This window comes from Saccharopolyspora hirsuta (assembly GCF_008630535.1).
In the GTDB taxonomy this organism is placed as follows: domain Bacteria; phylum Actinomycetota; class Actinomycetes; order Mycobacteriales; family Pseudonocardiaceae; genus Saccharopolyspora; species Saccharopolyspora hirsuta.
Genome location: NZ_VWPH01000004.1, coordinates 113118 through 139145, shown reverse-complemented (window position 1 = coordinate 139145; position 26028 = coordinate 113118). Strand labels below are relative to the sequence as shown.

22 protein-coding genes and 1 pseudogene are annotated in these 26028 nt (G+C 71.7%); 19 read left to right on the top strand and 4 right to left on the bottom strand.

The annotated features are described in order from the left end of the window. Positions 1 to 292: 292 nt before the first annotated feature. From F1721_RS35305 to F1721_RS09255, 3 genes are read left to right on the top strand one after another with little or no spacing between them, the layout of a single operon-like run. A complete protein-coding gene (locus tag F1721_RS35305) occupies positions 293 to 925 on the top strand; it encodes a TetR/AcrR family transcriptional regulator (RefSeq protein ID WP_150066187.1) in 633 nt (210 codons plus the stop codon). Continuing rightward, on the top strand, positions 922 to 1812 hold the full coding sequence (locus F1721_RS09260; RefSeq protein WP_150066186.1) for an ABC transporter ATP-binding protein: 891 nt from the start codon (positions 922 to 924) through the stop codon (positions 1810 to 1812). Before F1721_RS35305 ends, F1721_RS09260 begins: the two co-directional genes overlap by 4 nt. Then, entirely contained in the window at positions 1809 to 3404 is a 1596-nt protein-coding gene (locus F1721_RS09255) for an ABC transporter permease (protein WP_150066185.1), read from the top strand. The genes F1721_RS09260 and F1721_RS09255 overlap by 4 nt, the downstream gene beginning before the upstream one ends. Here F1721_RS09255 and F1721_RS09250 read toward each other — a convergent pair whose 3' ends face one another. The 3 genes from F1721_RS09250 to F1721_RS09240 form a co-directional block, all read right to left on the bottom strand. After that, positions 3405 to 4199, bottom strand: coding sequence for an SAM-dependent methyltransferase (locus F1721_RS09250; protein ID WP_246154575.1), 795 nt, complete (start codon positions 4197 to 4199; stop codon positions 3405 to 3407). Between the two features lie 163 nt (positions 4200 to 4362). After that, the gene (locus F1721_RS09245; RefSeq protein WP_150066184.1) at positions 4363 to 5796 is read right to left on the bottom strand and encodes an MFS transporter; all 1434 of its coding nucleotides are present in this window, start codon (positions 5794 to 5796) and stop codon (positions 4363 to 4365) included. Positions 5797 to 5913: 117 nt separating this feature from the next. Then, entirely contained in the window at positions 5914 to 6708 is a 795-nt protein-coding gene (locus F1721_RS09240) for an IclR family transcriptional regulator (protein ID WP_150066183.1), read from the bottom strand. Between the two features lie 120 nt (positions 6709 to 6828). Here F1721_RS09240 and F1721_RS09235 point away from each other — a divergent pair, with 120 nt between their 5' ends. The 14 genes and pseudogenes from F1721_RS09235 to folP all read left to right on the top strand — a co-directional run bounded on the left by F1721_RS09235 (position 6829) and on the right by folP (position 22903). Next, positions 6829 to 7176: a bifunctional 3-phenylpropionate/cinnamic acid dioxygenase ferredoxin subunit gene (locus tag F1721_RS09235; RefSeq protein WP_150066182.1), complete on the top strand. Its 348-nt coding sequence runs from the start codon at positions 6829 to 6831 to the stop codon at positions 7174 to 7176. Next, entirely contained in the window at positions 7176 to 8351 is a 1176-nt protein-coding gene (locus F1721_RS09230) for an NAD(P)/FAD-dependent oxidoreductase (RefSeq protein WP_150066466.1), read from the top strand. Before F1721_RS09235 ends, F1721_RS09230 begins: the two co-directional genes overlap by 1 nt. Positions 8352 to 8428: 77 nt before the next feature. Next, a complete protein-coding gene (locus F1721_RS09225) occupies positions 8429 to 9574 on the top strand; it encodes an aromatic ring-hydroxylating oxygenase subunit alpha (RefSeq protein ID WP_150066181.1) in 1146 nt (381 codons plus the stop codon). Positions 9575 to 9773: 199 nt separating this feature from the next. After that, positions 9774 to 10865, top strand: a complete 1092-nt coding sequence (locus F1721_RS09220; RefSeq protein WP_150066180.1) for an S-(hydroxymethyl)mycothiol dehydrogenase — start codon at positions 9774 to 9776, stop codon at positions 10863 to 10865. After that, positions 10862 to 11488, top strand: coding sequence for an MBL fold metallo-hydrolase (locus tag F1721_RS09215; RefSeq protein ID WP_150066179.1), 627 nt, complete (start codon positions 10862 to 10864; stop codon positions 11486 to 11488). Before F1721_RS09220 ends, F1721_RS09215 begins: the two co-directional genes overlap by 4 nt. Positions 11489 to 11599: 111 nt before the next feature. Beyond that, the gene (locus F1721_RS09210; protein ID WP_150066178.1) at positions 11600 to 12892 is read left to right on the top strand and encodes a serine hydroxymethyltransferase; all 1293 of its coding nucleotides are present in this window, start codon (positions 11600 to 11602) and stop codon (positions 12890 to 12892) included. After that, positions 12889 to 14127: a sarcosine oxidase subunit beta family protein gene (locus F1721_RS09205; protein ID WP_150066177.1), complete on the top strand. Its 1239-nt coding sequence runs from the start codon at positions 12889 to 12891 to the stop codon at positions 14125 to 14127. Before F1721_RS09210 ends, F1721_RS09205 begins: the two co-directional genes overlap by 4 nt. Positions 14128 to 14142: 15 nt before the next feature. Continuing rightward, positions 14143 to 14409, top strand: a pseudogene (locus F1721_RS34945) (sarcosine oxidase subunit delta); the annotation flags it as partial. Between the two features lie 173 nt (positions 14410 to 14582). Continuing rightward, positions 14583 to 17363 carry a 2Fe-2S iron-sulfur cluster-binding protein gene (locus tag F1721_RS09195; protein ID WP_150066175.1) on the top strand — a complete coding sequence of 927 codons (2781 nt, stop codon included), beginning with the start codon at positions 14583 to 14585 and terminating at the stop codon, positions 17361 to 17363. After that, positions 17356 to 17943, top strand: coding sequence for a sarcosine oxidase subunit gamma (locus tag F1721_RS09190; RefSeq protein ID WP_150066174.1), 588 nt, complete (start codon positions 17356 to 17358; stop codon positions 17941 to 17943). Before F1721_RS09195 ends, F1721_RS09190 begins: the two co-directional genes overlap by 8 nt. A gap of 59 nt (positions 17944 to 18002) precedes the next feature. Continuing rightward, positions 18003 to 20465 carry a GcvT family protein gene (locus F1721_RS09185; protein WP_150066173.1) on the top strand — a complete coding sequence of 821 codons (2463 nt, stop codon included), beginning with the start codon at positions 18003 to 18005 and terminating at the stop codon, positions 20463 to 20465. Positions 20466 to 20559: 94 nt separating this feature from the next. After that, positions 20560 to 21180: a cyclodeaminase/cyclohydrolase family protein gene (locus F1721_RS09180; protein ID WP_150066172.1), complete on the top strand. Its 621-nt coding sequence runs from the start codon at positions 20560 to 20562 to the stop codon at positions 21178 to 21180. Beyond that, the gene (locus F1721_RS09175) at positions 21177 to 22049 is read left to right on the top strand and encodes a bifunctional 5,10-methylenetetrahydrofolate dehydrogenase/5,10-methenyltetrahydrofolate cyclohydrolase (RefSeq protein ID WP_150066171.1); all 873 of its coding nucleotides are present in this window, start codon (positions 21177 to 21179) and stop codon (positions 22047 to 22049) included. Before F1721_RS09180 ends, F1721_RS09175 begins: the two co-directional genes overlap by 4 nt. Further along, positions 22046 to 22903 carry a dihydropteroate synthase gene (gene folP / locus F1721_RS09170; RefSeq protein ID WP_342782926.1) on the top strand — a complete coding sequence of 286 codons (858 nt, stop codon included), beginning with the start codon at positions 22046 to 22048 and terminating at the stop codon, positions 22901 to 22903. The genes F1721_RS09175 and folP overlap by 4 nt, the downstream gene beginning before the upstream one ends. Before the next feature lie 19 nt (positions 22904 to 22922). Here folP and F1721_RS09165 read toward each other — a convergent pair whose 3' ends face one another. After that, entirely contained in the window at positions 22923 to 23597 is a 675-nt protein-coding gene (locus F1721_RS09165) for a GntR family transcriptional regulator (RefSeq protein ID WP_150066170.1), read from the bottom strand. Between the two features lie 116 nt (positions 23598 to 23713). Here F1721_RS09165 and F1721_RS09160 point away from each other — a divergent pair, with 116 nt between their 5' ends. Together F1721_RS09160 and purU are read left to right on the top strand one after the other, a co-directional pair. Next, positions 23714 to 25087, top strand: coding sequence for an L-serine ammonia-lyase (locus F1721_RS09160; protein ID WP_150066169.1), 1374 nt, complete (start codon positions 23714 to 23716; stop codon positions 25085 to 25087). 10 nt (positions 25088 to 25097) lie between these two features. Next, positions 25098 to 25946 carry a formyltetrahydrofolate deformylase gene (purU, locus tag F1721_RS09155; RefSeq protein WP_150066168.1) on the top strand — a complete coding sequence of 283 codons (849 nt, stop codon included), beginning with the start codon at positions 25098 to 25100 and terminating at the stop codon, positions 25944 to 25946. Positions 25947 to 26028: the final 82 nt, after the last annotated feature.

Genomic DNA, 26028 nt, shown 5'->3' with positions numbered 1-26028 from the left:
CGGCCGTCCGAAACCCCGTATCACCTCCTAGGGCGTGGTGGTGACGACTGCAGTTTCGATTGAAATTGCCCCACCTCGCCACTGCCGGCTCCGTCGAGAACGACGGCAATTTCGATTGAAACTGCAACACCACCCAAAGCAACCACCCACCGCTTCGAACCCAACCCAACCCCGCACCCCTCCTAGCCAGGACCGCGAAGCACCACCACCGATCCCCGAGCACCTCCACCCCTCCGACTACACGCTTGTGCAGTGACCTACACGCGCGTACAGTCCGGCGTCGGAGGTGGCCATGACCGACCCTGAAGACCTCACCGCTCGCGCCCGGATCCGGGATGCCGCGCTGCGGCACTTCGGCGAGCACGGGTTCGACCGCGCGACGATCCGGGGGATCGCGGAGACCGCAGGCGTTTCGTCCGGGCTGGTGCGCCACCACTTCGGCTCCAAGGAGGCGCTGCGCGAGGCGTGCGACGCCCACCTGGCCAAGGCGCTGAACAACCTCAACGACCAGGTCAGGGCCGACGAATCCCCCGGCGGCGTCAACTACGTGGCGGTCGCCGGAGCCGTCTTCGGGCCCTACCGGAGCTACGTCCTGCGCGCTCTGACCGAGGGCCGGGCCGCTCCGCTGTTCGACAAGCTGGTCGAGCTGGGCGCCCAGTGGCTGGCCGAGGCCGACGAGAAGCGGGCCGATCCGCCCGAGGTCCCGCGCCAGGCCAGGGCGACGGTGGGGGCGGCGATGGCGTTGTCCGTCGCGGTGCTCCACGAGCACGTCTCGCGAGGTCTCGGTGTCGACGTGTTCAGCCCGGAAGGGGCCGACCTGCTGGCCCGGACCTTGCTCGAAGTCTACTCCCACCCCTACCTGAGCCCGGAGGAGGCGGCCGAGATCCGGTCCCGCCTGCCCGAGGGCGGAGAGAGCTCCCGATGACAGCTCCGATAGAGGTCCGCGGACTGGTCAAGGCCTTCGGCCGCACCACCGCGCTGGACGGGCTCGACCTCACCGTGACCGCTGGCGAGGTGCACGGGTTCCTCGGCCCGAACGGTGCCGGGAAGAGCACCGCGATCCGGATCCTGCTCGGCCTGCTGCGCGCGGACGCGGGCAGCGCCCGGCTGTTCGGCGGCGATCCGTGGCGCGACGCGACCGGGCTGCACTCGCGGCTGGCCTACGTGCCCGGCGATGTGACGCTGTGGCCGGGACTTTCCGGGGGCGAGATCATCGACCTGCTCGTCCGGTCGCGCGGCAGCGCCAGCCGCGCGCGGCGGGAGGGGCTGATCGAGCGGTTCGACCTGGACCCGCGGACCAAGGCCCGCGCCTACTCCAAGGGCAACCGGCAGAAGGTGGCGCTGATCGCCGCGTTCGCCTCCGACGCCGAGCTGCTGGTCCTCGACGAACCCACCTCGGGGCTGGACCCGTTGGTGGAGCAGGTCTTCCGCGATCTCGTCCGCGAGGAGCGCGGCGCCCGGACGGTGCTGCTGTCCAGCCACGTGCTGACCGAGGTTGAGGACCTGTGCGACCGGGTCACCATCATCCGCGACGGCCGCACGGTGGACACCGGAAGCCTGGCCGAACTGAGTCACCTGGCCCGGACCTCCGTCGAGGCCGAGGTCGCCGGACCGCCCGCTGGGCTCACCGACCTTCCCGGGGTGCACGACCTTCGGGCCGACGGCGACGTGGTGCGCTTCGAAGTCGACGCTGCGGCTCTCGGCCCGGCGCTGCGCCAGCTCGACGCGCTCGGCGTCCGCCGCCTGGTCAGCCGACCGCCGACCTTGGAGCAGCTGTTCCTGCGCCACTACGAGACGGCCGGGCAGCGATGAGCGCCGGGACGGTGAGCCTGGTGCGGTTGGCGCTGCGGCGCGAGCGCACCATCGCGCCGTGGTGGATCGTGCTGCTCATCGCGCTGGCCCTGGTGCTGGTCTCCTACATCGAGCGCGCCATGCCGAGCCCGGAGCGGATGGCCGAGTACGCAGACCTGATCAACCGCAACAACTTCTTCCGGGCGCTGGGCGGCGGATTCGTCGTCCCCGACCTCGGCTACCTCGCGGCCTGGCGCAGCGGCGGTTTCCTCTACCTGTTCAGCGCGCTCGCCGCCGTGCTGGTGGTCGTCCGGCACACCCGCGCCGACGAGGACGCCGGGCGCATCGAGCTGCTGCGCGCGGGGGCGGTCGGCCGCCGTGCTCCGCTGACGGCGGCACTGCTGGTGGCGAGCGGGATCAGCCTCGTCGGTGGCGCGGCCACCGCGATCGCGCTGATCGGCATCGGGCTGGACCCGGCCGGATCGCTTGCCTACGGCGCGGCGGTCAGCGCGTCCGGAGTGCTGTTCGGCGCCATCGCCGCAGTGCTCGCCCAGCTCAGCCGGACGGCCCGCACCGCGCGAGCGCTGAGCTTGCTCGTGCTCGGAGTCGCCTACGTCCTGCGCTACGCCGGTGACGCGTCCGAACTGCACTGGATGAAGTGGGCCTCGCCGCTCGGCTGGATCCACGCGGTGGAGCCGTACTGGAACAACCGGTGGTGGGCGCTCGTGATTCCGGTCGCGGTGGCCGCCGCGCTGACGACGACCGCCTACCGCCTGGTCGAGCACCGCGACCTTGGCGCCGGTGCGTTCCCGGAGCGCAAAGGTCCGGCGACCGCGCCCGGTCTGCGCGGCCCGATCAGCTTGGCGTGGCGGCTCCAGCGCGACCTGCTGCTCAAGTGGGTCTTCGCGGTCGCAGGTTTCGCCGCCGCAGCCGGTGGGGTCAGCACGTTGATGCACCAGTGGACGCAAGCCCCCGGCGTCACGACGGACAACCTGCTCCGCGCCTTCGGCGGCAGCCCCGGCGCCGGTCTGGTCGACTTCGGGCTGTGGGCCATGATCCTGATCTTCGCCCACACCATCGCGCTGTACCCGGTGCTCGTGGTGCAGCGGATGCGGGCCGAGGAGCGCTCCGGCCGCGCGGAGCTCGTGCAGTCCACGCCGCTGACCCGAATCCGTTGGGCCGCAGGGCATCTGGTGGTGCTGGGCCTCGGCACCGCAGCTGTGCTCGCGACGGCCGGAGGGGTGTTCGGCGCGTTCTTCGGCTTCCTCGTCGGCGATCCCGCGACCGACGTCCCGCGCGTCCTCGCCGGAACGCTGGGCACCCTCCCAGCCGTCTGGCTGGTCGGCGCGATCTGCGTGCTCGCCTACGGAGCGGTGCCCCGCGCTTCCGCGGCGATCGGGTGGGCGGTCTGGGCAGCGGTGGCGGTGCTCGGCCGCGCCGCCGGTCCGCTGTACGGCCGTTGGGGCGGAACGCCCTTCGAGCCCTTCCACCACATCCCGAACACCGTCGCCGGAGCCCCCTTCGACCCCGCACCGGTGCTGATCATGCTCGTGCTCTCGGCGCTGCTGGCCGGGACCGGGCTGCTGGCCCTCCGCCGCCGCGACTTCGGCTGATCAGCGCATCCTGCCGACGGCCCCGTAGCCGTTGGCCGGGGCCTCCTCGGTGGGCTCGGGCCAGTGGTTGATCGGGGTGAGGCCGGGTTCGACCAGCTCGCACCCGTCGAGGAGCGCGGCGATCCCGGCGCGGTCGCGCAGGACCAGCGGTGTCGTCGTGCTGCGGTAGACGTTCTGACCGCGGTGCGCCTCGCTCTCGGTCATCGTGATGGTGGCCGCGTGCGACAGCGCCAGGTAGCTGCCCGGCGCGCAGGCCTCGCGGTAGGTGCGCAGGATCCCGGCCGGGTCGTCGGAGTCGGGCACGAAGTGCAGGATGGCCACCGCCAGCACCGCCACCGGCCGGGAGAAGTCCAGCAGCCCGGAAACGCCCGGCGCGGACAGGACTTCGGCCGGGTGGCGGATGTCGGCCTGGGTGACGCTGACGTGCGGCTGGTCGACCAGCAGCGCGCGGGCGTGCGCGACGGCGACGGGCTCGTGGTCGACGTAGGCGACCCGGGCGTCCGGGGCGTGCTGCTGGGCGATCTCGTGGACGTTGCCGACGGTCGGCACCCCGGATCCCAGGTCCAGGAACTGGTCGATGCCCCGCTCGCACAGGTACCGCACCACCCGGCCGAGGAACCAGCGGTTCATCCGCGCGAACCGGCCGATCTCCGGGGTGATCGCCAGCGCCTTCTCGGCGGCCTCCCGGTCGACGGCGAAGTTGGCCGCGCCGCCCAGGTAGTAGTCGTACATCCGCGCCACGTTCGGCGACGAGGTGTCCACCTCGGGTGTCGGCTGCGCGTCATCGCGGTCCACGGTCGCTCCTCCCAACGCCGGGTCCGCGACACCCTAACGCCCGGGAGATCGCCCGCCACACCTTTTCCGGCGGGTGCGGGTAGGTCCGCTCGAACGTCAGCAGGCAGCGTCCGTCGTCGGTTCGGGGCAACCGGTCCTGTTCGTGCGCCCCGTGCTCGGCGGATCAGCTCCGGTGCGGGTTCTCCATCGGGATGCCGTCCGGGGACAGCGGTGGGGCGGGCAGGTCGGCGCTCGAGGTGAGCGGGGCCGCGCCCTTCAGCGCCCGCCCGGCCGGTTCCCCGATCAGCAGCGTGCTCAGGAGGCCGACCGCTCCGGCTCCGATGAGGTAGTAGCCCGGCCAGTCGAGGTTGCCGGTCGTGGTCACCGCGACCCCGATGATGGTGGGCGCGGTGCCCGCGAACGCCGAGACGAACACGTTGAAGATGATGGACAGGCTGCCGTAGCGGACGAAGGTGGGGAACAGCGCGGGCAGCGTCGACGGCGTCACCGCCGCGAAGCACAGCAGCGCGAACCCCATGATCAGCAGCCCGAGGAGCTGGCCGGGCAGCCCCGCGCGCAGCAGCCACACCGCGGGCAGCCCGAGCGCGATCAGCGAGATGCTGCCGGTGAGCAGGATCGGCTTGCGGCCGATCCGGTCGCTGAGCTTGCCGACGAACGCGATCGCGCACAGCATCGCGAGCATGACCAGCACCTGGAGCGAGGCGGACAGCGCGCCGCTGGCGCCGATCTGGCCGTGGCCCGGCAGGGTTCTCGTCAGGTAGGTCGGCACGTAGTTGGTCAGCACGTAGTTGGTGGTGTTCCAGGCGACGATCAGCCCGCCCGCGACCAGCGCCGCCGAGCGGCACCGGGTCAGCAGGATCTGGAACACGCGCCGCAGCGCCATGGTCGCCATCGCCGGGGAGCGCTCCATCAGCTGCCGGAACGCGGGGGTCTCCTCCAGGCGCAGCCGGAGGTAGATCCCGACCACGCCGAGGGGGAGGGCGAGCAGGAACGGCAGTCGCCACCCCCAGGCCAGCAGGTCCTCCTCGGGCAGCACCGCGACGAGGACGGCGGACACACCGGCGCCGAGCGTGTAGCCGACGAGCGTGCCGAACTCCAGCCAGCTGCCCAGGAAACCGCGCCGCCGGTCCGGCGCGTACTCGGCGATGAGGGTCAGCGCCCCGGTGTACTCGCCGCCCGCGGCGAAGCCCTGCAACATGCGGATGAACAGCACGAGCACCGGGGCCGCGATGCCGATCGCGCCGTAGCCGGGGACGACCCCGAGCAGCGCGGTCGCGATCGACATCAGCAGGATGGTGGTGGCCAGGACCCGGGTGCGGCCGATCCGGTCGCCCAGCGGGCCGAAGATCACCCCGCCGAGCGGGCGCACCGCGAACGCGGCGGCGAAGGTGCCCAGGGTGAGCACCGCCGCCCACTCCCCGGCGTCGGGGAAGAACACCTGGTCCAGCGCGACCGCGGCGAGGTAGGAGTAGAGCCCGAAGTCGTACCAGGAGGCGATGTTGCCCAGCGTCGCCGCCGTGGTGGCGCGGCGGATCGTCTGCGCGTCCTCGATGGCCAGCTCGCCGCCCACGCCGCGCGGTACGGGCGGCCCGTTCACCCGGCCGCCCCGTCCTGCCGGGTGCGCGACCTGGCCGAACCGAGGAGCTGACGCATGACCACCCCTGATCCATACGACTGATATATCTGTTCACGCTAACGGTGGCACCACGGGCGGTCAAGGGTTCGGCGGCCCGGCGAGGTGGCGCAGCCGCTCGTGGACCTCCTCGGCTGCTTGGCTGAGAATCCTTGCCACGTAGGGGAAATCGGCCGTCTTGAGGTGTTCGTCGTCGGCCGACGCGCTCAGCGCTCCGGCCAGTCGCCCGCCCGGTCCCCGCACCGGGACCGCGACCGAGCGGAGGCCGCGCTCGAACTCACCGCTGGCCGCGGCCCACCCGCGGTCGCGGACCCGGTTCAGGTCCGCCGTCAGGGCGCCGCGCGTGGTGATGGTGTTTGCGGTGAACCGGGGCAGCGGCTGCCGAAGGACCTCCTCGAGGTCCTCGAAACCGAAGCTGGCCAGCAGCACCTTGCCGCTGGCCGTCGCGTGCAGCGGCACGCGGAGGCCGATCCAGTTGCGCTCGGTGCTCGGCTCCTGCACCACCGCGGTCGCGCCGCCGCTCTCGAGGACGCTCAGGCTCACCGTTCCGCGCAGTTCGGACGCGAGGCGGGCGCAGATCGGGTGGCTCTCCCGCGCGATGTCCAGCTGCGCGGTGGTCGCCCCGGCGAGCCGGACGATGCCGAACCCGAGCTGGAACTTCCCGCGGGTCCCGGTCTGCTCGACGAACCGGAACTTCTCCAGCGCGGTCATCAACCGGGAGGCGGTGGACTTGTGGACGCCCAGCTCGCGGGCCAGCTCGGTGACCCCGGACGGGCCGCGCTGGGCCAGCAGCACGAGCATCGACAGGGCCCGGTCCACGGCTTGGGTGGGCGTCCGGGGCTCGGCGGCGGCTGCGACCTTGCCGTTGTTGTGCATGCTGCAACTCCGAACTCGCGGCGGATGATCTCGGTTTGGCCAATTGACGGGAAACGGCGCGTGCCGGATGCTCTGTTGCGAATCACACGTCGTGTTCCGCAATCAGCAACAGGAGCAACGATGATCTTAGTTGGCGCGGTGGCCGACATCCCGGTCGGAGAGTCTGTACGCGTGCAGGGCAGCGTGGCAATCGCGGTGTTCAACGTGGATGGCACCTTCTACGCGATCGACGACACGTGCACCCACCAAGATGCTTCGCTGTCGGACGGTTGGCTCGAAGATTGTGCGGTCGAGTGCCCCTTGCACGCCGCATGTTTCGACCTGCGCACCGGAAAGCCCAGCGGGCCGCCCGCCCGGAAACCGGTGCGCACGCACCAGGTCGTCGTCACCGACGGGCAGGTCTACGTGCTCGAGACGGTGGAGGTCGGGGCCGAGGTCGCCGGAGCGCTCGCGGAAGAGGTCCGATGATGCGGACGATTGCTGTTGTCGGGGCCTCCCTCGCGGGGCTGACCGCCACCCGCGCGCTGCGCGATCAGGGCTTCGAGGGGCGCATCGTCGTGGTCGGCGACGAGGTCCACGCCCCCTACGACCGCCCGCCGCTGTCGAAGGAGTTCCTGGCCGGGACCTACTCGGAGGACGACCTGAAGCTGTCGACGCCGGAGGACGACGCGCTGGAGGCGGAGTGGCGCCTCGGGCGCACCGCGACCGCCCTGGACACCGGGGACCGGTCGGTGGTCCTCGACGACGGCGAGCGGATCGCGGCCGACGGCGTGGTGCTGGCGACGGGTGCTCGGGCGCGGAGCCTGCCCGGCGGCCTGCCGGAGGGCGTGCACACGCTCCGCACGTTCGACGACGCGGTGGCGCTGCGCGCGGAGCTGGTCGCCGGAGCTCGCCTGGTGGTGATCGGGGCCGGGTTCATCGGGTCCGAAATCGCCTCCACCGCAGCGGGTCTGGGCGTCGAGGTCGACGTCGTCGAAACCGCCCGGGTGCCGCTGATGAAGCCCCTCGGCACCGAGATGGGCGCGGTCTGCGCCGGGCTGCACGCCACCAAGGGCGTGCGGCTGCACACCGGTGTCGCGCTCGCCGAGCTCGTCGGCGACGAGCGGGTGACGGCCGTCCGCCTGACCGACGGGCGCGAACTGCCCGCCGACGTGGTGGTGGTCGGCATCGGGGCCGAGCCGTGCGTGGAGTGGTTGCAGGGCTCGGGCATCGACCTCGACGACGGCGTGGTCACCGATGCGCAGGGCGCCACCAACGTCCCCGGTGTCTTCGCGGTCGGGGACTGCGCCAACTCCCACCGGGCCTTCCTCGGTACCACCCGGCGCCTGGAGCACTGGACCAACGCCGTGCAGCAGCCGGTCGCCGCGGCGTCGGCGCTGCTCGGCCAGACCTACGCGCCGCCAGCGCACCACGAGGTGCCGTACTTCTGGTCCGACCAGTACGGCCACAAGATCCAGTTCGCCGGTCACCGCACCGCCGGTTCCCGGATCGAGGTGCTCGAGGGCAGCCTCGAAGCGCTCGACTTCCTCGCGGTCTACCGGGCCCCGGACGGGAACCCGGAAGCCGTGCTCGCCATCGACCGCCCCCGGCCGTTCGGGCGGTGGCGCCGCCAGCTGGCCGGGGCCGCGCCCGCCCTGCGCTGATCCCAACCCGCCCCGAGCGCGGTGCCCGCCGGGCCCGCGCCGACCTCACATCGCCGCTCCGCAGGAAAGGACCGTTCGTGAGTTCCGTCGAAGTTCACAGCCAGCAGCAGCCGGAACCCGCCGCCAGCCTGATCCCGACCTTGCCGGGTTCGCACTACACCGACGAAGCGGTCTTCGAGCTCGAGAAGTCCCGCATCTTCCAGCGGAACTGGTTCGCCGCGGCCCGCAGCAGCGACCTGCCGACGGCGGGCAACTTCCGCAACGTCGACGTCGGCGGGGAGAGCGTGCTGATCGTGCGCGGCCGCGACGGCGCGCTGCGCGCCTTCCTCAACGTCTGCCGCCACCGCGGCGCACGCCTGTGCGTGGAGGAGTCCGGCTCGGTCCGGCGCTCCCTGCAGTGCCCGTACCACGCCTGGACCTACGGCCTCGACGGCAAGCTCGTCGCGGCGCCGAACCTGAACTCGATGCAGGACGTCAACCGCGACGAGTACGGGCTCATCGGCGTCCACCTGCGCGAGTGGCTCGGCACGGTGTGGGTCTGCCTGGCCGACGAGCCGCCGTCCTTCGAGGACACCGTGCAGGGCGCGGTCACCGCCCGGCTCGGCGACCCCGGCACGATCGACGGGTGGGGGATCGACGACCTGGTGGTCGGCAAGCGGATCACCTACGACGTCAAGGCGAACTGGAAGCTCATCGTCGAGAACTTCATGGAGTGCTACCACTGCGCGACCATCCACCCCGAGCTGACCGAGGTGCTGCCCGAGTTCGCCGACGGCTACGCGGCGCAGTACTTCGTGGGCCACGGCGCGGAGTTCGGCGAGGACATCACCGGGTTCACCGTGGACGGCCAGGGCGGGTTCGAGACGCTGTCCGGCGTCGACGAGGACCACGACCGGCGCTACTACGCGATCACCATCAACCCGCAGGTGTTCATCAACCTGGTGCCCGACCACGTGATCTTCCACCGGATGTACCCGGTGGCGGTGGACCGCACGATCGTGGAGTGCGACTGGCTCTACACCCAGGAGGTCATCGACAGCGGCGTCGACCTGTCCCGCTCGGTCGAGCTGTTCCACCGGGTCAACCAGCAGGACTTCGACGCGTGCGAGCGCTGCCAACCGGCGATGTCCTCGCGCGCCTACGCCGCGGGCGGCGTGCTGGTCCCGAGCGAGCACCACATCGGTGAGTTCCGGGACTGGGTGACGGCCGCCATCTCCGACTGAGACCGCCGCGAATCCGGCACCGGGAACTCGGCGCCAACTGCGCTCTGGACTGATATACCACGGATATGTCAAGCTGCGGATGTCGCAGTACCAGTCCGGTACCAGTGCCGGATTCGCGGCACCTCCCGGCGGGCCGGATCCGGTCCGCCTCCTCCCTCCCAGCCTCCCGTCGACGAGCAAGACGAAGGAGAACCACCGCATGTCGCAAGAAGTCCGCGGAGTCGTCTCGACCGCGCAGGGCAAGCCCGTCTCCGTCGAGACGATCGTGATCCCGGACCCGGGGCCCGGTGAGGCCGTGGTGCGGGTGCAGGCCTGCGGGGTCTGCCACACGGACCTGCACTACCGGGAGGGCGGGATCAACGACGAGTACCCCTTCCTGCTGGGCCACGAGGCCGCCGGGGTCGTGGAGTCGGTCGGCGACGGCGTGGTCGACGTCGCGCCGGGCGACTACGTGGTCCTGAACTGGCGCGCGGTCTGCGGCCAGTGCCGGGCCTGCCGCAAGGGCAAGGCGCAGTACTGCTTCGACACCCACAACGCGACGCAGAAGATGACGTTGGCCGCGACGGGGCAGGAGCTGAGCCCGGCGCTGGGGATCGGCGCGTTCGCGGAGAAGACCCTGGTGGCCGCCGGGCAGTGCACCAAGGTCGACCCGCGGGTCGAGCCGCAGGTGGCGGGGCTGCTCGGCTGCGGGGTGATGGCCGGGATCGGCGCCGCGATCAACACCGGGGGAGTGGGCCGGGGCGACTCGGTCGCGGTGATCGGGTGCGGCGGCGTCGGCGACGCCGCCATCGCCGGGGCCCTGCTCGCCGGGGCGACCACGATCGTGGCGGTGGACCGCGACCCGCGGAAGCTGGACAAGGCCCGGGAGTTCGGCGCCACCCACGTCGTCGACGCCCGGGAGGCCGACGTCGTCGCGGAGATCCGGAACTGCACCGGCGGGTTCGGCGCCGACGTGGTGATCGACGCGGTGGGGCGGCCGGAGACCTGGAAGCAGGCCTTCGAGGCCCGCGACCTGGCCGGGACGCTCGTGCTGGTCGGCGTGCCGACGCCGGACATGGTGGCGCCGGAGCTGCCGCTGATCGAGTACTTCGGCCGCGGTGGCGCGCTGAAGTCCTCCTGGTACGGCGACTGCCTGCCCTCCCGCGACTTCCCGGCGCTGGTCGACCTGCACCTGCAGGGCCGGTTGCCGCTGGAGAAGTTCGTGACCGAGGAGATCGCCCTGGGCGACGTGGAGGCCGCGTTCGACAAGATGCACCGCGGCGACGTCCTGCGCTCGGTGGTGGTCCTGTGAGCCCGATCGAGCACCTGGTCACCTCGGGCACGTTCTCCCTGGACGGGGGGACCTGGGAGGTCGGCAACAACGTCTGGATCGTCGGGGACGACCGCGAGGTCCTGCTCATCGACCCCGCGCACGACGCCGACGCGGTCGCGGCGCAGGTGGCCGACCGCCGGGTGACGGCGATCGTGTGCACCCACGCCCACGACGACCACATCAACCAGGCGCCCGTGCTGGCCCAGCGCTTCGGGGCGCCCGTCCTGCTCAACCCGGACGAGGCTCCGCTGTGGAAGCTGACCCACCCGGAGCACCAGCCGGACGAGGAGCTGCGGGCGGGACAGGCGCTCACCGTCGCAGGCATCGAGCTGGAGGTCCTGCCGACGCCGGGGCACTCGCCGGGCTCGACCTGCCTGCACGCGCCCGAGCTGGGGGTCGTGTTCACCGGGGACACCCTGTTCCAGGGCGGGCCCGGCGCCACCGGCCGGTCCTACTCCAGCTTCGACACGATCATCGCGTCGATCAGCCGGACGCTGCTCGCGCTGCCCGGTGAGACGACCGTCCACACCGGACACGGCGGCTCGACCACCATCGGTGCCGAGGCGCCGCACCTGGAGGAGTGGATCGCCCGGGGGTACTGAACCCCCGCCGCCGAAGGAAGTTCTCCGCAGGGGCCGTTGACCGTCGAGACAACGGCCCCATGCGTGGCCATCAACTGATATATCAATCGACCAGCACAGGAGGACGGCCGCATGTCCGTAACGGTTGATCGTCAACAGGCGCCGAGCGCGCTCGGGCTGCCGCTGGCGGAAGCGGACCCGGAGGTCCACGCGGCCGTCACCCGGGAGATCGCCCGGCAGCGCGGCACGCTGGAGATGATCGCGAGCGAGAACTTCGCGCCGCTGAGCGTGATGCAGGCGCAGGGCTCGGTGCTGACCAACAAGTACGCCGAGGGGTACCCGGGGCGCCGCTACTACGGCGGTTGCGAGAACGTCGACGAGATCGAGCAGTTGGCGATCGACCGGGCCAAGGCGCTGTTCGGGGCCGACTACGCCAACGTGCAGCCGCACTCCGGCGCTCAAGCGAACTCGGCGGTCATGGCCGCCCTGCTGGAACCGGGGGACACCTTCCTCGGGCTGGACCTCGCGCACGGCGGGCACCTGACGCACGGCATGCGCCTGACCTTCTCCGGCAAGTACTTCGACGCCGTCGCCTACCACGTGCGCGAGGACGACCACCTCGTCGACATGGAGGAGGTCGAGCGGCTGGCGAAGGAACGCCGCCCGAAGCTGATCATCGCGGGGTGGTCGGCCTACCCGCGGCACCTGGACTTCGCGGAGTTCCGGCGGATCGCAGACGAGGTCGGGGCCTACCTGATGGTGGACATGGCGCACTTCGCCGGGCTGGTCGCCGCCGGGCTGCACCCGTCGCCGGTCCCGCACGCGCACGTGGTCACCTCGACCACGCACAAGACCCTCGGCGGCCCGCGCGGCGGGGTCGTCCTCGCGCAGGGCGACCTGGCGAAGAAGCTCAACTCCAGCGTCTTCCCCGGCTTGCAGGGCGGGCCGCTGGAGCACGTGATCGCGGGCAAGGCGGTGGCGTTCAAGCTCGCCGGGGAGGAGGCCTTCCGCGACCGGCAGGAGCGGACCCTCGCCGGGGCGCGGATCCTCGCCGACCGGCTGCTGGTCGAGCCGAACGTCGGCGTGGTCTCCGGCGGCACCGACGTCCACCTGGTGCTGGTCGACCTGCGCAACTCCGAGATGGACGGCAAGCAGGCCGAGGACCGGCTGCACCGGGTCGGCATCACGGTCAACCGCAACGCCGTCCCGTTCGACCCGCGCCCGCCGATGGTGTCCTCCGGGGTGCGCATCGGCACCCCGGCGCTGGCCGCCCGCGGCTTCGACGAGGAGGAGTTCACCGAGGTCGCGGACATCATCGCGCTGGCGCTGCGCCCCGAAACCCCGGAGATCGGTCTCGACGCCCTCGCCGAGCGGGTCGCGGACCTCGCCGAAAGCCGTCCCCTCTACCCGGAGCTGAAGGCATGAGCACGAAAACCACACCGCCCGGTGCGGACCTGCCCGAGCACCCCGACTTCCTGTGGCGCAACCCGGAGCCGAAGAAGTCCTACGACGTGGTCATCGTCGGCGGTGGCGGGCACGGTCTGGCCACCGCGCACTACCTGGCGAAGAACCACGGCATCACCGACGTCGCCGTGCTGGAGAAGGGGTGGCTCGCGGGCGGCAACATGGCCCGCAACACCACGCTGATCCGGTCCAACTACCTGTGGGACGAGTCCGCGGCCATCTACGAGCACGCCCTGAAGCTGTGGGAGGGGCTGGAGGACGACCTCGGGTACCCGATCCTGTTCTCCCAGCGCGGTGTGCTGAACCTGGCGCACACCGAGCAGGACGTCCGCGACTCGATCCGCCGCGTGGAGGCCAACAAGCTCAACGGCATCGACGCGGAGTGGCTGACCCCGGACGAGGTCAAGCAGGTCTGCCCGATCGTCAACACCTCCGACGACATCCGCTACCCGGTGCAGGGCGCCACCTACCAGCCCCGGGCCGGGATCGCCAAGCACGACTACGTCGCGTGGGGCTTCGCCCGGCGGGCCGACGAGGCCGGGATCGACCTGATCCAGGACTGCGAGGTCACCGGCTTCGACGTCGACGGGGACCGGGTGACCCGGGTGCGCACCACGCGCGGCGACATCGCCTGCGGCACCGTCGCCCTGTGCGCGGCTGGTCACACCTCGGTGCTGCTGGACAAGCTCGGCGTCCGGACGCCGCTGCAGTCGCACCCGTTGCAGGCGCTGGTGTCGGAGCTGCTGGAGCCGGTGCACCCGACGATCGTGATGTCCAACGCCGTGCACGTGTACGTCTCGCAGGCGCACAAGGGCGAGCTGGTGATGGGCGCGGGCGTGGACTCCTACAACGGGTACGGCCAGCGCGGGGCGTTCCACATCATCGAGCGGCAGATGGCCGCGGCGGTGGAGCTGTTCCCGGTGTTCGCCCGGGCGCACCTGCTGCGCAGCTGGGCCGGGATCGTCGACGTCACCCCGGACGCGAGCCCGATCGTCGGGCGCACCCCGTATGACAACGTCTACGTCAATTCCGGTTGGGGGACGGGCGGTTTCAAGTCCACGCCGGGGCTCGGCTGGTGCTACGCGCACACCATCGCGCACGGCGAGCCGCACCCGTACGTCGCCCCGTTCTCCCTGGACCGCTTCACGACCGGGGCGCTCGTGGACGAGCACGGCGCCGCCGCCGTCGCCCACTGAAACGCGAGGACTGCCATGCAACTGATCCACTGCCCGTGGTGCGGCCCCCGCGAGGAGGTCGAGTTCCACTACGGCGGCCAAGCCGACGTCGCCTACCCGGACAACCCCGCCGACCTGTCGGACCAGGAGTGGGCGGAGTTCGTGTTCTACCGCGACAACCAGAAGGGCCCGTACCCGGAGCGCTGGAGCCACAGCGCGGGCTGCCGCCGCTGGTTCAACGCCGTCCGGGACACCCGCACCTACGAGTTCCTCGCCATCTACAAGGTCGGCGAACCCGTCCCCGCAACGACGCACTGGAGCAGTCAGGTGCCAACTTCAGTCCAGTCCAACCGCACCTCAGGGGACCGTGACGCAAACCAGCCACAAGAAACCGCCAAACGTGAGATCGCTCTGGACGCAACCACCACTGTGAATCGCGGAGAGGCGGAACTGCATCGCGGAGAGGCGGGACTGGTATGAGTCGGATCGAGGGGTATGGCCGCGTTGATCGCAGCCGCACGCTGACCTTCACCTTCGACGGTCGCACCTACACCGGGCACCCGGGGGACACGCTGGCCTCGGCCCTGCTGGCCAACGGCGTCCACCGCATCGGCACCAGCGTGAAGCTGGGGCGGCCGCGCGGGATCGGGGCGGCCTGGGTCGAGGACCCGACCGGGCTGGTGCAGGTCGAGGAGCCGTTCCCGGAGCCGATGCTGCAGGCGGCCACCGTCGAGCTGACCGACGGGCTCGTCGCCCGCGGGGTCAACGGTCAGGGGACGCTGGCCGAGGTCCCCGACCCGGCGCGTTACGACCGCAAGCACACCCACGTCGACACCCTGGTGATCGGGGCGGGACCGGCCGGGCTGCTGGCCGCGCGCAGCGCCGCCCGGGCTGGGGAGAGCGTCGTGCTGGTCGACGACCGGCCGACCCCCGGCGGCAGCCTGACCGGCACCGAGCGGATCGGCGGGGTGCCCGCGCTGGAGTTCGCCGCGGAGGTCGTCGCCGAGCTGGCGGCCAACCCGGAGGTGCTGCACCTGCAGCGCACCACCGCTTTCGGCCAGTACGACGACGGGTTCGTGCTCGCGCTGGAGCGCCGCACCGACCACCTCGGCGCCGACGCGCCCGCGCACCGCAGCCGCCAGCGGGTGCACCGGATCCGCGCGGTGAAGGTCGTCGTCGCGACCGGCGCGCACGAGCGGCCCATCGTGTTCGACGACAACGACCGCCCGGGCATCATGCTCGCCTCCTCGGCGCGGGACTACCTGCACCGCTACGGCGTGCTCGCGGGCCGCGAGGTCGTCGTCTTCACCAGCGACGACTCCGCCTACGCCGCGGCCGTGGACCTGGCCGACGCGGGAGCGGCGGTGACCGTCCTCGACGCCCGGGACACGCCGCCCGCGGAGTGGGAGGCGCGGGCAGCGGAACGGGGGATCTCGGTTCGTCCGTCCACTGTGGTCGCAGGGACCGAGGGCGAGGACCACGTCCGCGCGGTGGTCGCGCGCAACGCCGACGGCGAGGAGCGGATTCCCGCGGACCTGCTGCTGGTCTCGGGCGGCTGGAACCCCGCCGTCCACCTGTTCAGCCACATCAGGGGCGCGCTGACCTACGACGCCTCGCTCGGCGCCTTCCGCCCGGCCGGGAACCTGCCCGGCGTCACCGTGATCGGCGCGGCCAACGGCACCTTCGACCTGGCCGACGTGGTGCGCGACGGAGCCGGGGACGAGGCGCCGGTGGTCGGGGCGGAACCGGCCCGCACCCCGACGGCGGTGCTCTGGCGCACCGCCGGGAACCCGGACCGGCAGTTCGTCGACATCCAGCGCGACGCCACGGTGACCGACATCGGCCGCGCGGTCGGGGCCGGGCTGCGCTCGGTGGAGCACGTCAAGCGCTACACCACGATCGGCACCGCGCACGACCAGGGCAAGACCTCGGGCGTGATCGCCTCGGGCATCACCGCGGAACTGCTCGGCCGCCCGATCGAGGAGCTGGGCACCACCACGTTCCGCCCGCCCTACACGCCGGTCGCGTTCGCCGCGCTGGCCGGTCGGGAGCGCGGCACCCTGTTCGACCCCGAGCGGATCACCGCCGTGCACCCCTGGCACGTCGAAGCCGGTGCGGTGTTCGAGGACGTCGGGCAGTGGAAGCGCGCCCGCTACTACCCGAAGCCCGGTGAGGACATGGAGACCGCCGTGCTGCGGGAGTGCGCCGCGACGCGGTCCTCGGTCGGCATCCTCGACGGGTCCACGCTGGGCAAGATCGACGTCCAGGGCCCGGACGCCGCGGTGTTCCTCGACCGCCTCTACACGAACATGATGAGCACGCTCAAGGTCGGCCGGGTGCGCTACGGCGTCATGTGCGGCAACGACGGGATGGTCTTCGACGACGGCACGGTGCTGCGGATCGACGAGAACCGCTTCCTGGTCACCACCACGACCGGCGGCGCCGCCGCGGTCCTGGACTGGATGGAGGAGTGGCTCCAGACCGAGTGGCCCGAGCTGCGCGTGCACCTGGCGTCGGTCACCGAGCACTGGGCGGTCTTCCCGGTGGTCGGCCCGCGCTCGCGGGACGTGCTCGCCCGGGTGTTCCCGGACCTGGACGTGTCCAACGAGGGCTTCCCGTTCATGTCCTGGAAGGACACCGAGCTCGACGGGGTTCCGGTGCGCATCGCCAGGATCTCGTTCTCCGGCGAGCTGGCCTACGAGGTCAACGTCAACTCGCACTACGGGCTCGCGCTGTGGAAGCGGCTGCTGGCGGCGGGGGAGAGCTTCGGCATCACGCCGTACGGCACCGAGACCATGCACGTCCTGCGCGCGGAGAAGGGCTACCCGATCATCGGGCAGGACACCGACGGCACCGTCACGCCGCACGACCTGGGCATGACCTGGGTGGTGTCGAAGAAGAAGACCGACTTCATCGGCAAGCGGTCGTTCTCCCGGCAGGAGAACCAGAACCCGCTGCGCAAGCAGTTCGTGTCGCTGCTGCCGACGGACGGGACCACCAAGCTGCGCGAGGGCTCGCAGGTCGTGGAGCGCCGCGAGGACGGCACCCTGCCCGAGCCGCCGGTCCCGATGCTCGGCCACGTCACGTCCAGCTACCGCAGCGCCGAGCTCGGGCGGCCGTTCGCCCTGGCGCTGGTGAAGAACGGCCGCGCCCGCATCGGCGACCTCGTGCACGTCCCGGTGGACGGCCGACTCGTCGAGGCCGAGATCGGCGACACCGTGCTGGTGGACCCGGAAGGAGCACGCCGCGATGGCTGAAACCCTGCACCCGACGCACCCGCTGGAACCGTGGCGCGCGGCGCTGGCGGAGCTGACCTGGGCGATCGACGGGCTGGTGGTCAAGCCCGAGGAACCGGCGGCCGCAGCGGACGTGCGGATCGACCCCACCGGTCCCGGGGCGGAGGCGGTGGAGCGCGCGCTGGGCGCGGCGCTGCCCGTCGAGCCCAACACCTGGACCGCCACCCCGGCGGGCCAGGCCATCTGGCTCGGCCCGGACGAGTGGCTGGTGACGAGCAAGATCTCCCGCCCGCACGAGCTGGAGGACTCGCTCGGCAAGGTCGTGGCCGAGCACGACGGCGCCGCCGTGGACGTCTCCGCGCAGCGCACCGCGATCCGGTTGAGCGGCGAGCTGGCCCGCGAGCTGCTCTCCTTCGGGTGCTCGATCGACCTGCGCCCCTCGGCGTTCCCCCGCGGATCGTGCGCGCAGACCACCATCGGGCAGGCCGGGGTGCTGATCCTCGCCCTCGGCGACGGCGACGACTTCCGGCTGTTCGTCCGGCCGTCGTTCGCCGGTTACCTCGCGGACTGGCTGCTCGACGCGGCCCAGGAATTCCGCTGACCCACTCCCCCAGGCACCTCCGAGCGGTCACCGCGGACCGTCCAGTTAGGAGAGACGTCATGAGCACCACCCCACGCGTCGTCGTCATCGGAGCCGGGATCGTCGGTGCCAACCTGGCCGACGAGCTCACCCAGCGCGGGTGGACCGACATCACCGTCCTCGACCAGGGGCCGCTGCCGCTGGCCGGCGGCTCGACCTCGCACGCACCCGGTCTCGTCTACCAGACCAACGGATCGCAGACGATGACCAAGTTCGCCACCTACACCGTGGAGAAGTTCAAGTCCCTCGACGTGGACGGCGCCTGGTGCTTCAACCAGGTCGGCGGCCTCGAGATCGCGACCACCCCGGAGCGGCTCGCCGACCTGCACCGCAAGCAGGGCTGGGCCACCTCGTGGGGGGTGCCGGGCGAGGTCGTCGACCCGGAGCGGTGCGCCGAGCTGCACCCGCTGGTCGACCCCGAGCGCGTGCTCGGCGGCTTCCACACGCCCACCGACGGCCTGGCCAAGGCACCCCGCGTGGTCACCGCGCTGATCCGCCGCGCGGAATCCCGCGGCGTGGTGTTCCGCGGCTCCACCCGGGTCGTGGAGGTCCTCCAGCAGGGCGGCCGCGTCACCGGGGTGCGGGTGGACGACGGCACCGAGATCCCGGCCGACGTCGTGGTCTCCTGCGCCGGTTTCTGGGGCAAGGCCCTCGGCGAGCTGGTCGGCATGAAGGTGCCGCTGCTGCCGCTGGCCCACCAGTACGTGCGCACCGGGCAGATCGCGGAGCTGGTCGGCCGCAACGACAAGCTGATCGAGGCCCGGTCGCCGATCCTGCGCCACCAGGACCGCGACCTGTACTTCCGCGAGCACAACGACTGCCTCGGCATCGGCAGCTACGCCCACCGGCCGATGCCCGTGCAGCTCTCCGAGCTGCCGGAGGCGGGCGACGAGGCGGCGATGCCGTCGATGCTGCCGTTCACCGAGGAGGACTTCGCGCCGTCGTGGGAGCACAGCAAGGAGTTGCTCCCGTCGCTGCGGGACGCGAAGATCGACACCGGGTTCAACGGCATCATGTCCTTCACCCCCGACGGCGGCCCGCTCGTCGGCGAATCCCCGGACCTGGCCGGTTTCTGGGTCGCCGAGGCGGTGTGGGTGACGCACTCCGCGGGCGTGGCCCGCGCCGTCGCGCAGCTGCTGACCGAGGGCCGCAGCGAGCTGGAGCTGCACGGCTGCGACGTCAACCGGTTCGACGAGATCGAGACCACCGACGCCTACGTCGAGGAGACCTCGCAGCGCAACTTCGTGGAGGTCTACGACGTCCTGCACCCGCTGCAGCCGAAGCTCTCCCCGCGGGACGTGCGGGTCAGCCCGTTCCACGCGCGGCAGCGGGAACTGGGCGCGTTCTTCCTCGAATCGCACGCCTGGGAGCGGCCGCACTGGTACGAGGCCAACGGGCGGTTGGTGAAGGAGCTGCCGCCGGAGTGGCAGCCGCCGTCGCGCGACGCGTGGTCGGCGATGTTCCACTCGCCGATCGCCGCCGCGGAGGCGTGGAAGACCCGCACCGCGGTCGCCATGTACGACATGACCTCGCTCAAGCGGATCGAGGTCAGCGGACCCGGGGCCGTCGCGTTCCTGCAGCGGCTGACCACCGGCAAGATGGACAAGTCCGTCGGCTCGGTGACCTACGCGCTGGTGCTGGACCGGGCCGGTGGCATCCGCTCGGACGTCACCGTCGCCCGGCTCGGCGAGAACCTGTTCCAGGTCGGCGCCAACGGCAACCTCGACCTGGACCACTTCCGCAGGCAGGCGCCGGACGACGGCAGCGTGCAGCTGCGCGACATCACCGGCGGGACCTGCTGCATCGGCGTGTGGGGGCCGCTGGCCCGCGACCTGGTGCAACCGCTGAGCCGCGACGACTTCTCGCACGAGGCGCTGAAGTACTTCCGCCTCAAGCACGCCCAGATCGCGGGCATCCCCGTCGTCGCGATGCGGCTGTCCTACGTGGGCGAGCTCGGTTGGGAGATCTACACCAGCGCCGAGTACGGGCAGCGGCTCTGGGACGCGCTGTGGGAGGCCGGGCAGCCGCTGGGCGTCATCGCCGCCGGTCGGGCCGCGTTCAACAGCCTCCGGCTGGAGAAGGGCTACCGGTCGTGGGGCGCGGACATGACGACCGAGCACAACCCGTACGAGGCCGGTCTCGGGTTCGCGGTGAACAAGAAGAAGACCGACTACGTCGGGTACGAGGCGATCGCCGCTCTGAGCCCGGAATCCGTCACCCGGCGGCTGGCCTGCCTGACCGTCGACGACGGCCGGAGCGTGGTGCTGGGCCACGAACCGGTGTTCCTCGACGGCGAACCCGCCGGGTACGTGACCTCGGCGGCGTTCGGGCACACGATCGGCAAGCCGATCGCCTACGCCTGGCTGCCCGCGTCGGCGGTGGAGGGCACCTCGGTGGAGATCCAGTACTTCGACCGGAAGGTGCGCGCCACCGTCACCGCCGAACCGCTGGTCGACCCGGAGATGACCCGCATCCGCCGGTGACGGCCCCGAACCGGGGTGCGCGGTCCTGCGGCCGGTGACCGCGCACCCCTCCCACCCCTGCGGGCCCAGCCCGCCGAGCAGGAAGACCGATGCCATGCGCATGGACACCCTCGAGACGTTCCTGGGCTCTCTCGCAGCTCGGCTCCCCGCCCCGGGCGGTGGGGCGAGCGCTGCGCTGCACGCCGCCCAGGCCGCTGCCCTGACCGCGATGGTCGCCCGGTACAGCGACGGGGAGAAGTACGCGGAGCACGCCGCGACGGTCAACGCGGTGCGGGAGGCCTCCGACGAATTGCGCGAGCGCGCGCTGACGCTGGCCGAGGACGACGCTGCGGCTTTCGGTGCCGTGAGCGACGCCTACGGCTTGCCGCGGTCCACAGAGGACGAGAAGGCAGCGCGTTCGCGGGCGATCGCGGCCGCGCTGGTCGAGGCGGGCCGCGTTCCCGCGAAGGTGGTGGCGGTCGCCGGTCAGGTCGTCGACCTGGCCGAGCAGCTGCTGCCGATCGGAAACCGCAACGTGATCAGCGATGTCGCCGCCGCAGCGGACGCCGCCCGCGCGGCGGCGACCACGGCGCGGGTCAACGTCGAGGTGAACCTGGCCGGGATCACCGGTGCCGGGGAGCGCTCCGAGCTGACCGCCGCCATCGCCGACGTCGACGACATCGCCGCCCGCGCCGACAAGGTCACCGCGGCGGTGCGGGAGGTGATCGCGCGATGACCCTCGTCTCCGACGAGACGACCACGGCCGTGCTCAGCGGTGCCGAGCTGGCCAAGGACATCCGGGCCCGGGTCACCGCCACCGCGGCGGAGCTCACCGACGCCGGTACCCCGCCGCGCCTGGCGGTCGTCGTCGCCACCGACGACGAGTCCACCGCCTGGTACGTGCGCTCGATCGCGAAAGCCGCGGCCAAGACCGGGATCCGGTGCGACGTGGTGGATCTGGGTGCGGACGCGACACCGGAGCGCATCCGCGGCGAACTCACCGCACTGAGCGAGGAGCCGTCGGTCCACGGGATCGTGCTGCAGACCCCGCTGCCCGGTGGGGCCTGCCTCGAAGAGCTGGCCGCCGCGATCGCCCCGGAGAAGGACGTGGACGGCGCCAACCCCGTCTCGCTGGGGCGGCTCAGCGCCGGGCTGCCCGCTTTCGCACCGGCGACCGCTGCCGCGGTGCTGGAACTGCTGGACCACTACGAGATCCCGCTGTCCGGACGCCGGGCCGTGGTGGTGGGCCGGTCGAACGTGGTGGGCAGGCCAGCGGCCCAGCTGCTGCTGCGGCGCGACGCGACGGTGACCGTGTGCCACCGCTACACCCGCGACCTGGCCGCGCACTCGCGGCAGGCGGAGGTCCTCGTGGTGGCCGTGGGCAGGATCGGCCTGATCGGCGCCGAGCACATCAGCCCCGGCGCGGTCGTGATCGACGTCGGCACCAATCCCACCGAGGACGGCGGACTGGTCGGCGACGTGGACGAGAGGGCGGTGACCGGGCTGGCGGCGGGGCTGACCCCGGTGCCCGGTGGTGTCGGGCCGGTGACCACGGCGCTGCTGCTCCGGCACACCGTCGAATCGGCGTGGCGGAGCACCGCGTGACCGGGCCGCCCACCACCGGAGCGCCTTCGACCGCAGCCGCGCGCCTGCTGCGGATGTTGCACGGCCCGCGCAAGCTCGTGTGCGGAATCCTCAACGTGACACCGGATTCGTTCTCCGACGGCGGCGCCCACCGGGACCGCCGTGCGGCCGTCGACCACGGGCTCCGCCTGATCGAGGAGGGCGCTGACGTCCTCGACGTGGGAGGCGAGTCCACGCGTCCGGGAGCCCGGCCGCCGAGCGTTGCCGAGGAGCTGGACCGGGTCGTCCCGGTCGTCGAGGAGCTGGTGCGGCGCACCGGGGTTCCGCTGTCCGTGGACACCTCCCGCCCGGAGGTGATGACCGCCGCGGTGGCCGCGGGTGCGACGCTGATCAACGACGTGCGCGCGCTGCGCTACCCGGGTGCGGTCGAGACGGCGGCCGAGCTCGGCGTGCCGGTCTGCCTGTCGCACATGCTCCGGCCGCCGCACCTGATGCAGCAGGACCCCAGCTACGCCGACGTGCTCGCCGAGGTGGCGGACTTCCTGCGGGAGCGGATCGAGGACTGCGCGAGCGCGGGCATCCAGCGCGACCACGTGGTGGTCGACCCGGGTTTCGGCTTCGGCAAGACCTTGGAGCACAACCTGGTCCTGCTGCGGTCGCTGCGCGTGTTCGCCGAGCTCGGCGTGCCGGTGATGGCCGGGCTGTCGCGCAAGGCGATGCTGGGGCAGATCACCGGCCGACCGGTGGGCCAGCGGGAGGCCGCTTCGGTCGCCGCGGCCGTCCTGGCGGCGCAGCGCGGCGCGAAGGTCCTGCGGGTCCACGACGTGGCGGCCGCGGTCGACGCGCTCAAGGTGCTCGATGCCGTCGAGGGCTGAGCGGGAGCGATCCGGGCGGTCAGATGATCGCCCGGATCGCCTTCTCGAATCCGGTCACGTGGTCGCGGGCGATCTTCTCGGCCTTGCGGGGCTCGCCCGCGGCCACCGCCTGCAGCAGTCCGACGTGCTCTTCGACGTGCTGGTCGAAGTGCGTGATGCGGTCCAGGAAGACGCAGAAGATGCGGGTGGCGAGGTTGTTGTAGCGCACCAGCGTGTCTTCCAGGTGGGGGTTGCCGCCCGCGCGGTAGATCGAGCGGTGCACCCGCAGGTCCCACTGCATCAGCTCGTGGCGGGACAGGGCCAGCACGTCCTTGTCCTGGATGGTGTCGGCGAGCTCGGCGAGCTTGGTGCGCATGACCTTCGGGGCGTGCTCGGCGGCGCGGCGGGCGGCCAGCGGTTCGAGCTGCACTCGGATCTCGGAGATGTAGGCGAGGTCGGTGATGTCCACGCCGGTCGCGAAGGTGCCGCGCCGCGGGTAGGAGATCACCAGCCGATCGACTTCGAGGCGCTTGAGCGCTTCGCGGACGGGGGTGCGGCCGATGCCGAGGGACTCGCTCAGCGCCAGGTCGTCGATCGGCGCCAGCGGCGGGATGTCCAGCATGATCAGCTGGTCCTGGATCGCGGCGTAGGCGCGTTCGGCCAGCGACGTGGGCGGCGGTTCGAGCTGCTGCGGGGCTGTGGTCACGGTCCTCATCTTAGGGCCTGGGATTCGGTATGAGGCATACCCGAACTTCTTTCCCACAACTCTTGCATGAAATTGATATATTAGTCCAACATCTGAGGGGCGATGATGCGACCCTGGAGCCGCAGATGACCATCTCCGTGTTCGACCTGTTCAAGGTCGGGATCGGACCGTCGAGCTCGCACACGGTCGGTCCGATGCGGGCCGCTTACCTGTTCGTCACCCGGCTCCGCGAGTCGGGAGCCCTCGAAAGCACGGCGCGCGTGCGCTGCGAGCTGTTCGGCTCGCTCGGCGCCACCGGGCACGGGCACGGCAGCGTCAAGGCGGTGGTGCTCGGCCTGGCCGGGGAGCAGCCCCACCTGGTCGACCCGGTGGCCGCCGACCCGGCCGTGGCGGCGGTGCGCGCCGACGGGCGGATCAGCCTCGGCGGCAAGCGCGAGATCGAGTTCTCCGCCGAGGACGACGTGGTCCTGCACCGCCGCAAGCGGCTGGACTTCCACAGCAACGGCATGGTCTTCGAAGCCCGCGACGGGACCGGTGCGGTGCTCGACCGCCGCGAGTACTACTCGGTCGGCGGTGGGTTCGTGCTCGACGAGGACGAGGCGGGCAGGCCGGTGCTCGTGGCGGACAGCACCCCGGTGCGCTACCCGTTCACCACCGGTGACGAGCTGCTGGCCCTCACCCGCGAGACCGGGCTGCGGATCAGCGACATCATGCTCGCCAACGAGCTGTCCTGGCGCGGGGAGGACGAGATCCACGCCGGGCTGCTGCACATCTGGGCGGTGATGCGCGAGTGCGTGGAGCGGGGCACGCGCACCGGGGGAACGCTGCCCGGCGGGCTCAAGGTCCGCCGCCGCGCGGCGGCGCTCCGCGCGCAGCTGGAGGCCAACGCCGACGAGAACGACGCACTGCGCGCGATGGAGTGGGTCATGCTGTTCGCCCTGGCGGTGAACGAGGAGAACGCCGCGGGCGGGCGGGTGGTCACCGCCCCGACCAACGGCGCCGCCGGGATCGTTCCGGCGGTCCTGCACTACGCCCGGAAGTTCCTGCCCGGGTTCACCGACGACGACGCGGTGCGGTTCCTGCTGACCGCGGGCGCCATCGGCCTGCTGTTCAAGGAGAACGCGTCCATCTCCGGTGCCGAGGTGGGCTGCCAGGGCGAGGTCGGGTCGGCGTGCTCGATGGCCGCCGCCGGGCTCGCCGAGATCCTCGGCGGCACCCCGGAGCAGGTGGAGAACGCCGCCGAGATCGGCATCGAGCACAACCTGGGCCTGACCTGCGACCCGGTCGGCGGGCTGGTGCAGATCCCCTGCATCGAGCGCAACGCCGTGGCCTCCGTCAAGGCGATCACCGCGGCCCGGATGGCCGTGCGCGGCGACGGGGCGCACCACGTGTCCCTGGACAAGGCGATCAAGACCATGCGCGAGACCGGCGCGGACATGAAGGACAAGTACAAGGAGACCGCCCGCGGAGGGCTGGCTCTCAACATCGTGGAGTGCTGAGGAGACCGTCGTGAGCGACACCTTCACCCTGACCTTGAGCTGCCCGAACCGCACGGGGATCGTGCGCGCGGTGAGCGGGTTCCTGTTCGAGCGCGGCTGCGACATCGGCGAGCACCGGCAGTTCGACGACTCGGTGCGCAACCGGCTGTTCATGCGCACCCAGGTCGCCGCACCCGAGGGCACCGACCTGGCGCGGCTGGCGCGCGAGTTCGAGCCGGTGGCCGCCGACTTCCAGATGACCTACGAGTTCAGCCCGAACACCAACGCCCGCATCCTGGTCATGGTCTCCAAGCTCGGCCACTGCCTGAACGACCTGATCTACCGGTGGCGGGCCGACAGCCTCGGCGCGGACATCGTGGCGGTGGTCTCCAACCACGAGGACCTGCGCCCGATGGCCGAGACCGCCGGGCTGCCGTTCGTGCACATCCCGGTCACCCCGGACACCAAGGAGGAGGCGGAGGCCCGGCTGCTGAAGCTGGTCGAGGAGTACGAGGTGGACCTGGTGGTGCTCGCGCGGTACATGCAGATCCTCTCCGACGAGACCAGCAAGGCGCTCTACGGTCGCGCGATCAACATCCACCACTCGTTCCTGCCCGGCTTCAAGGGCGCCAAGCCCTACCACCAGGCCTACGAGCGCGGGGTGAAGCTGGTCGGCGCGACCGCGCACTACGTCACCTCGGACCTGGACGAGGGCCCGATCATCGAGCAGGAGGTCATCCGGATCGACCACACCTACGATCCTCGGGCGCTGCAAACCGTGGGGCGCGACGCGGAAGCGCTCGCGCTGTCCCGCGCGGTGCGCTGGCACTGCGAGCGCCGAGTGCTGCTCAACGGCCACAGCACCGTCGTCTTCCCGTGACGGCGAACCGCCCCGACCACGCCGTCGCGCGGGTCGGGGCGGTTCCGTGCGGGAAGGAAGTCCGAAGAGGACAGTGCTGCGG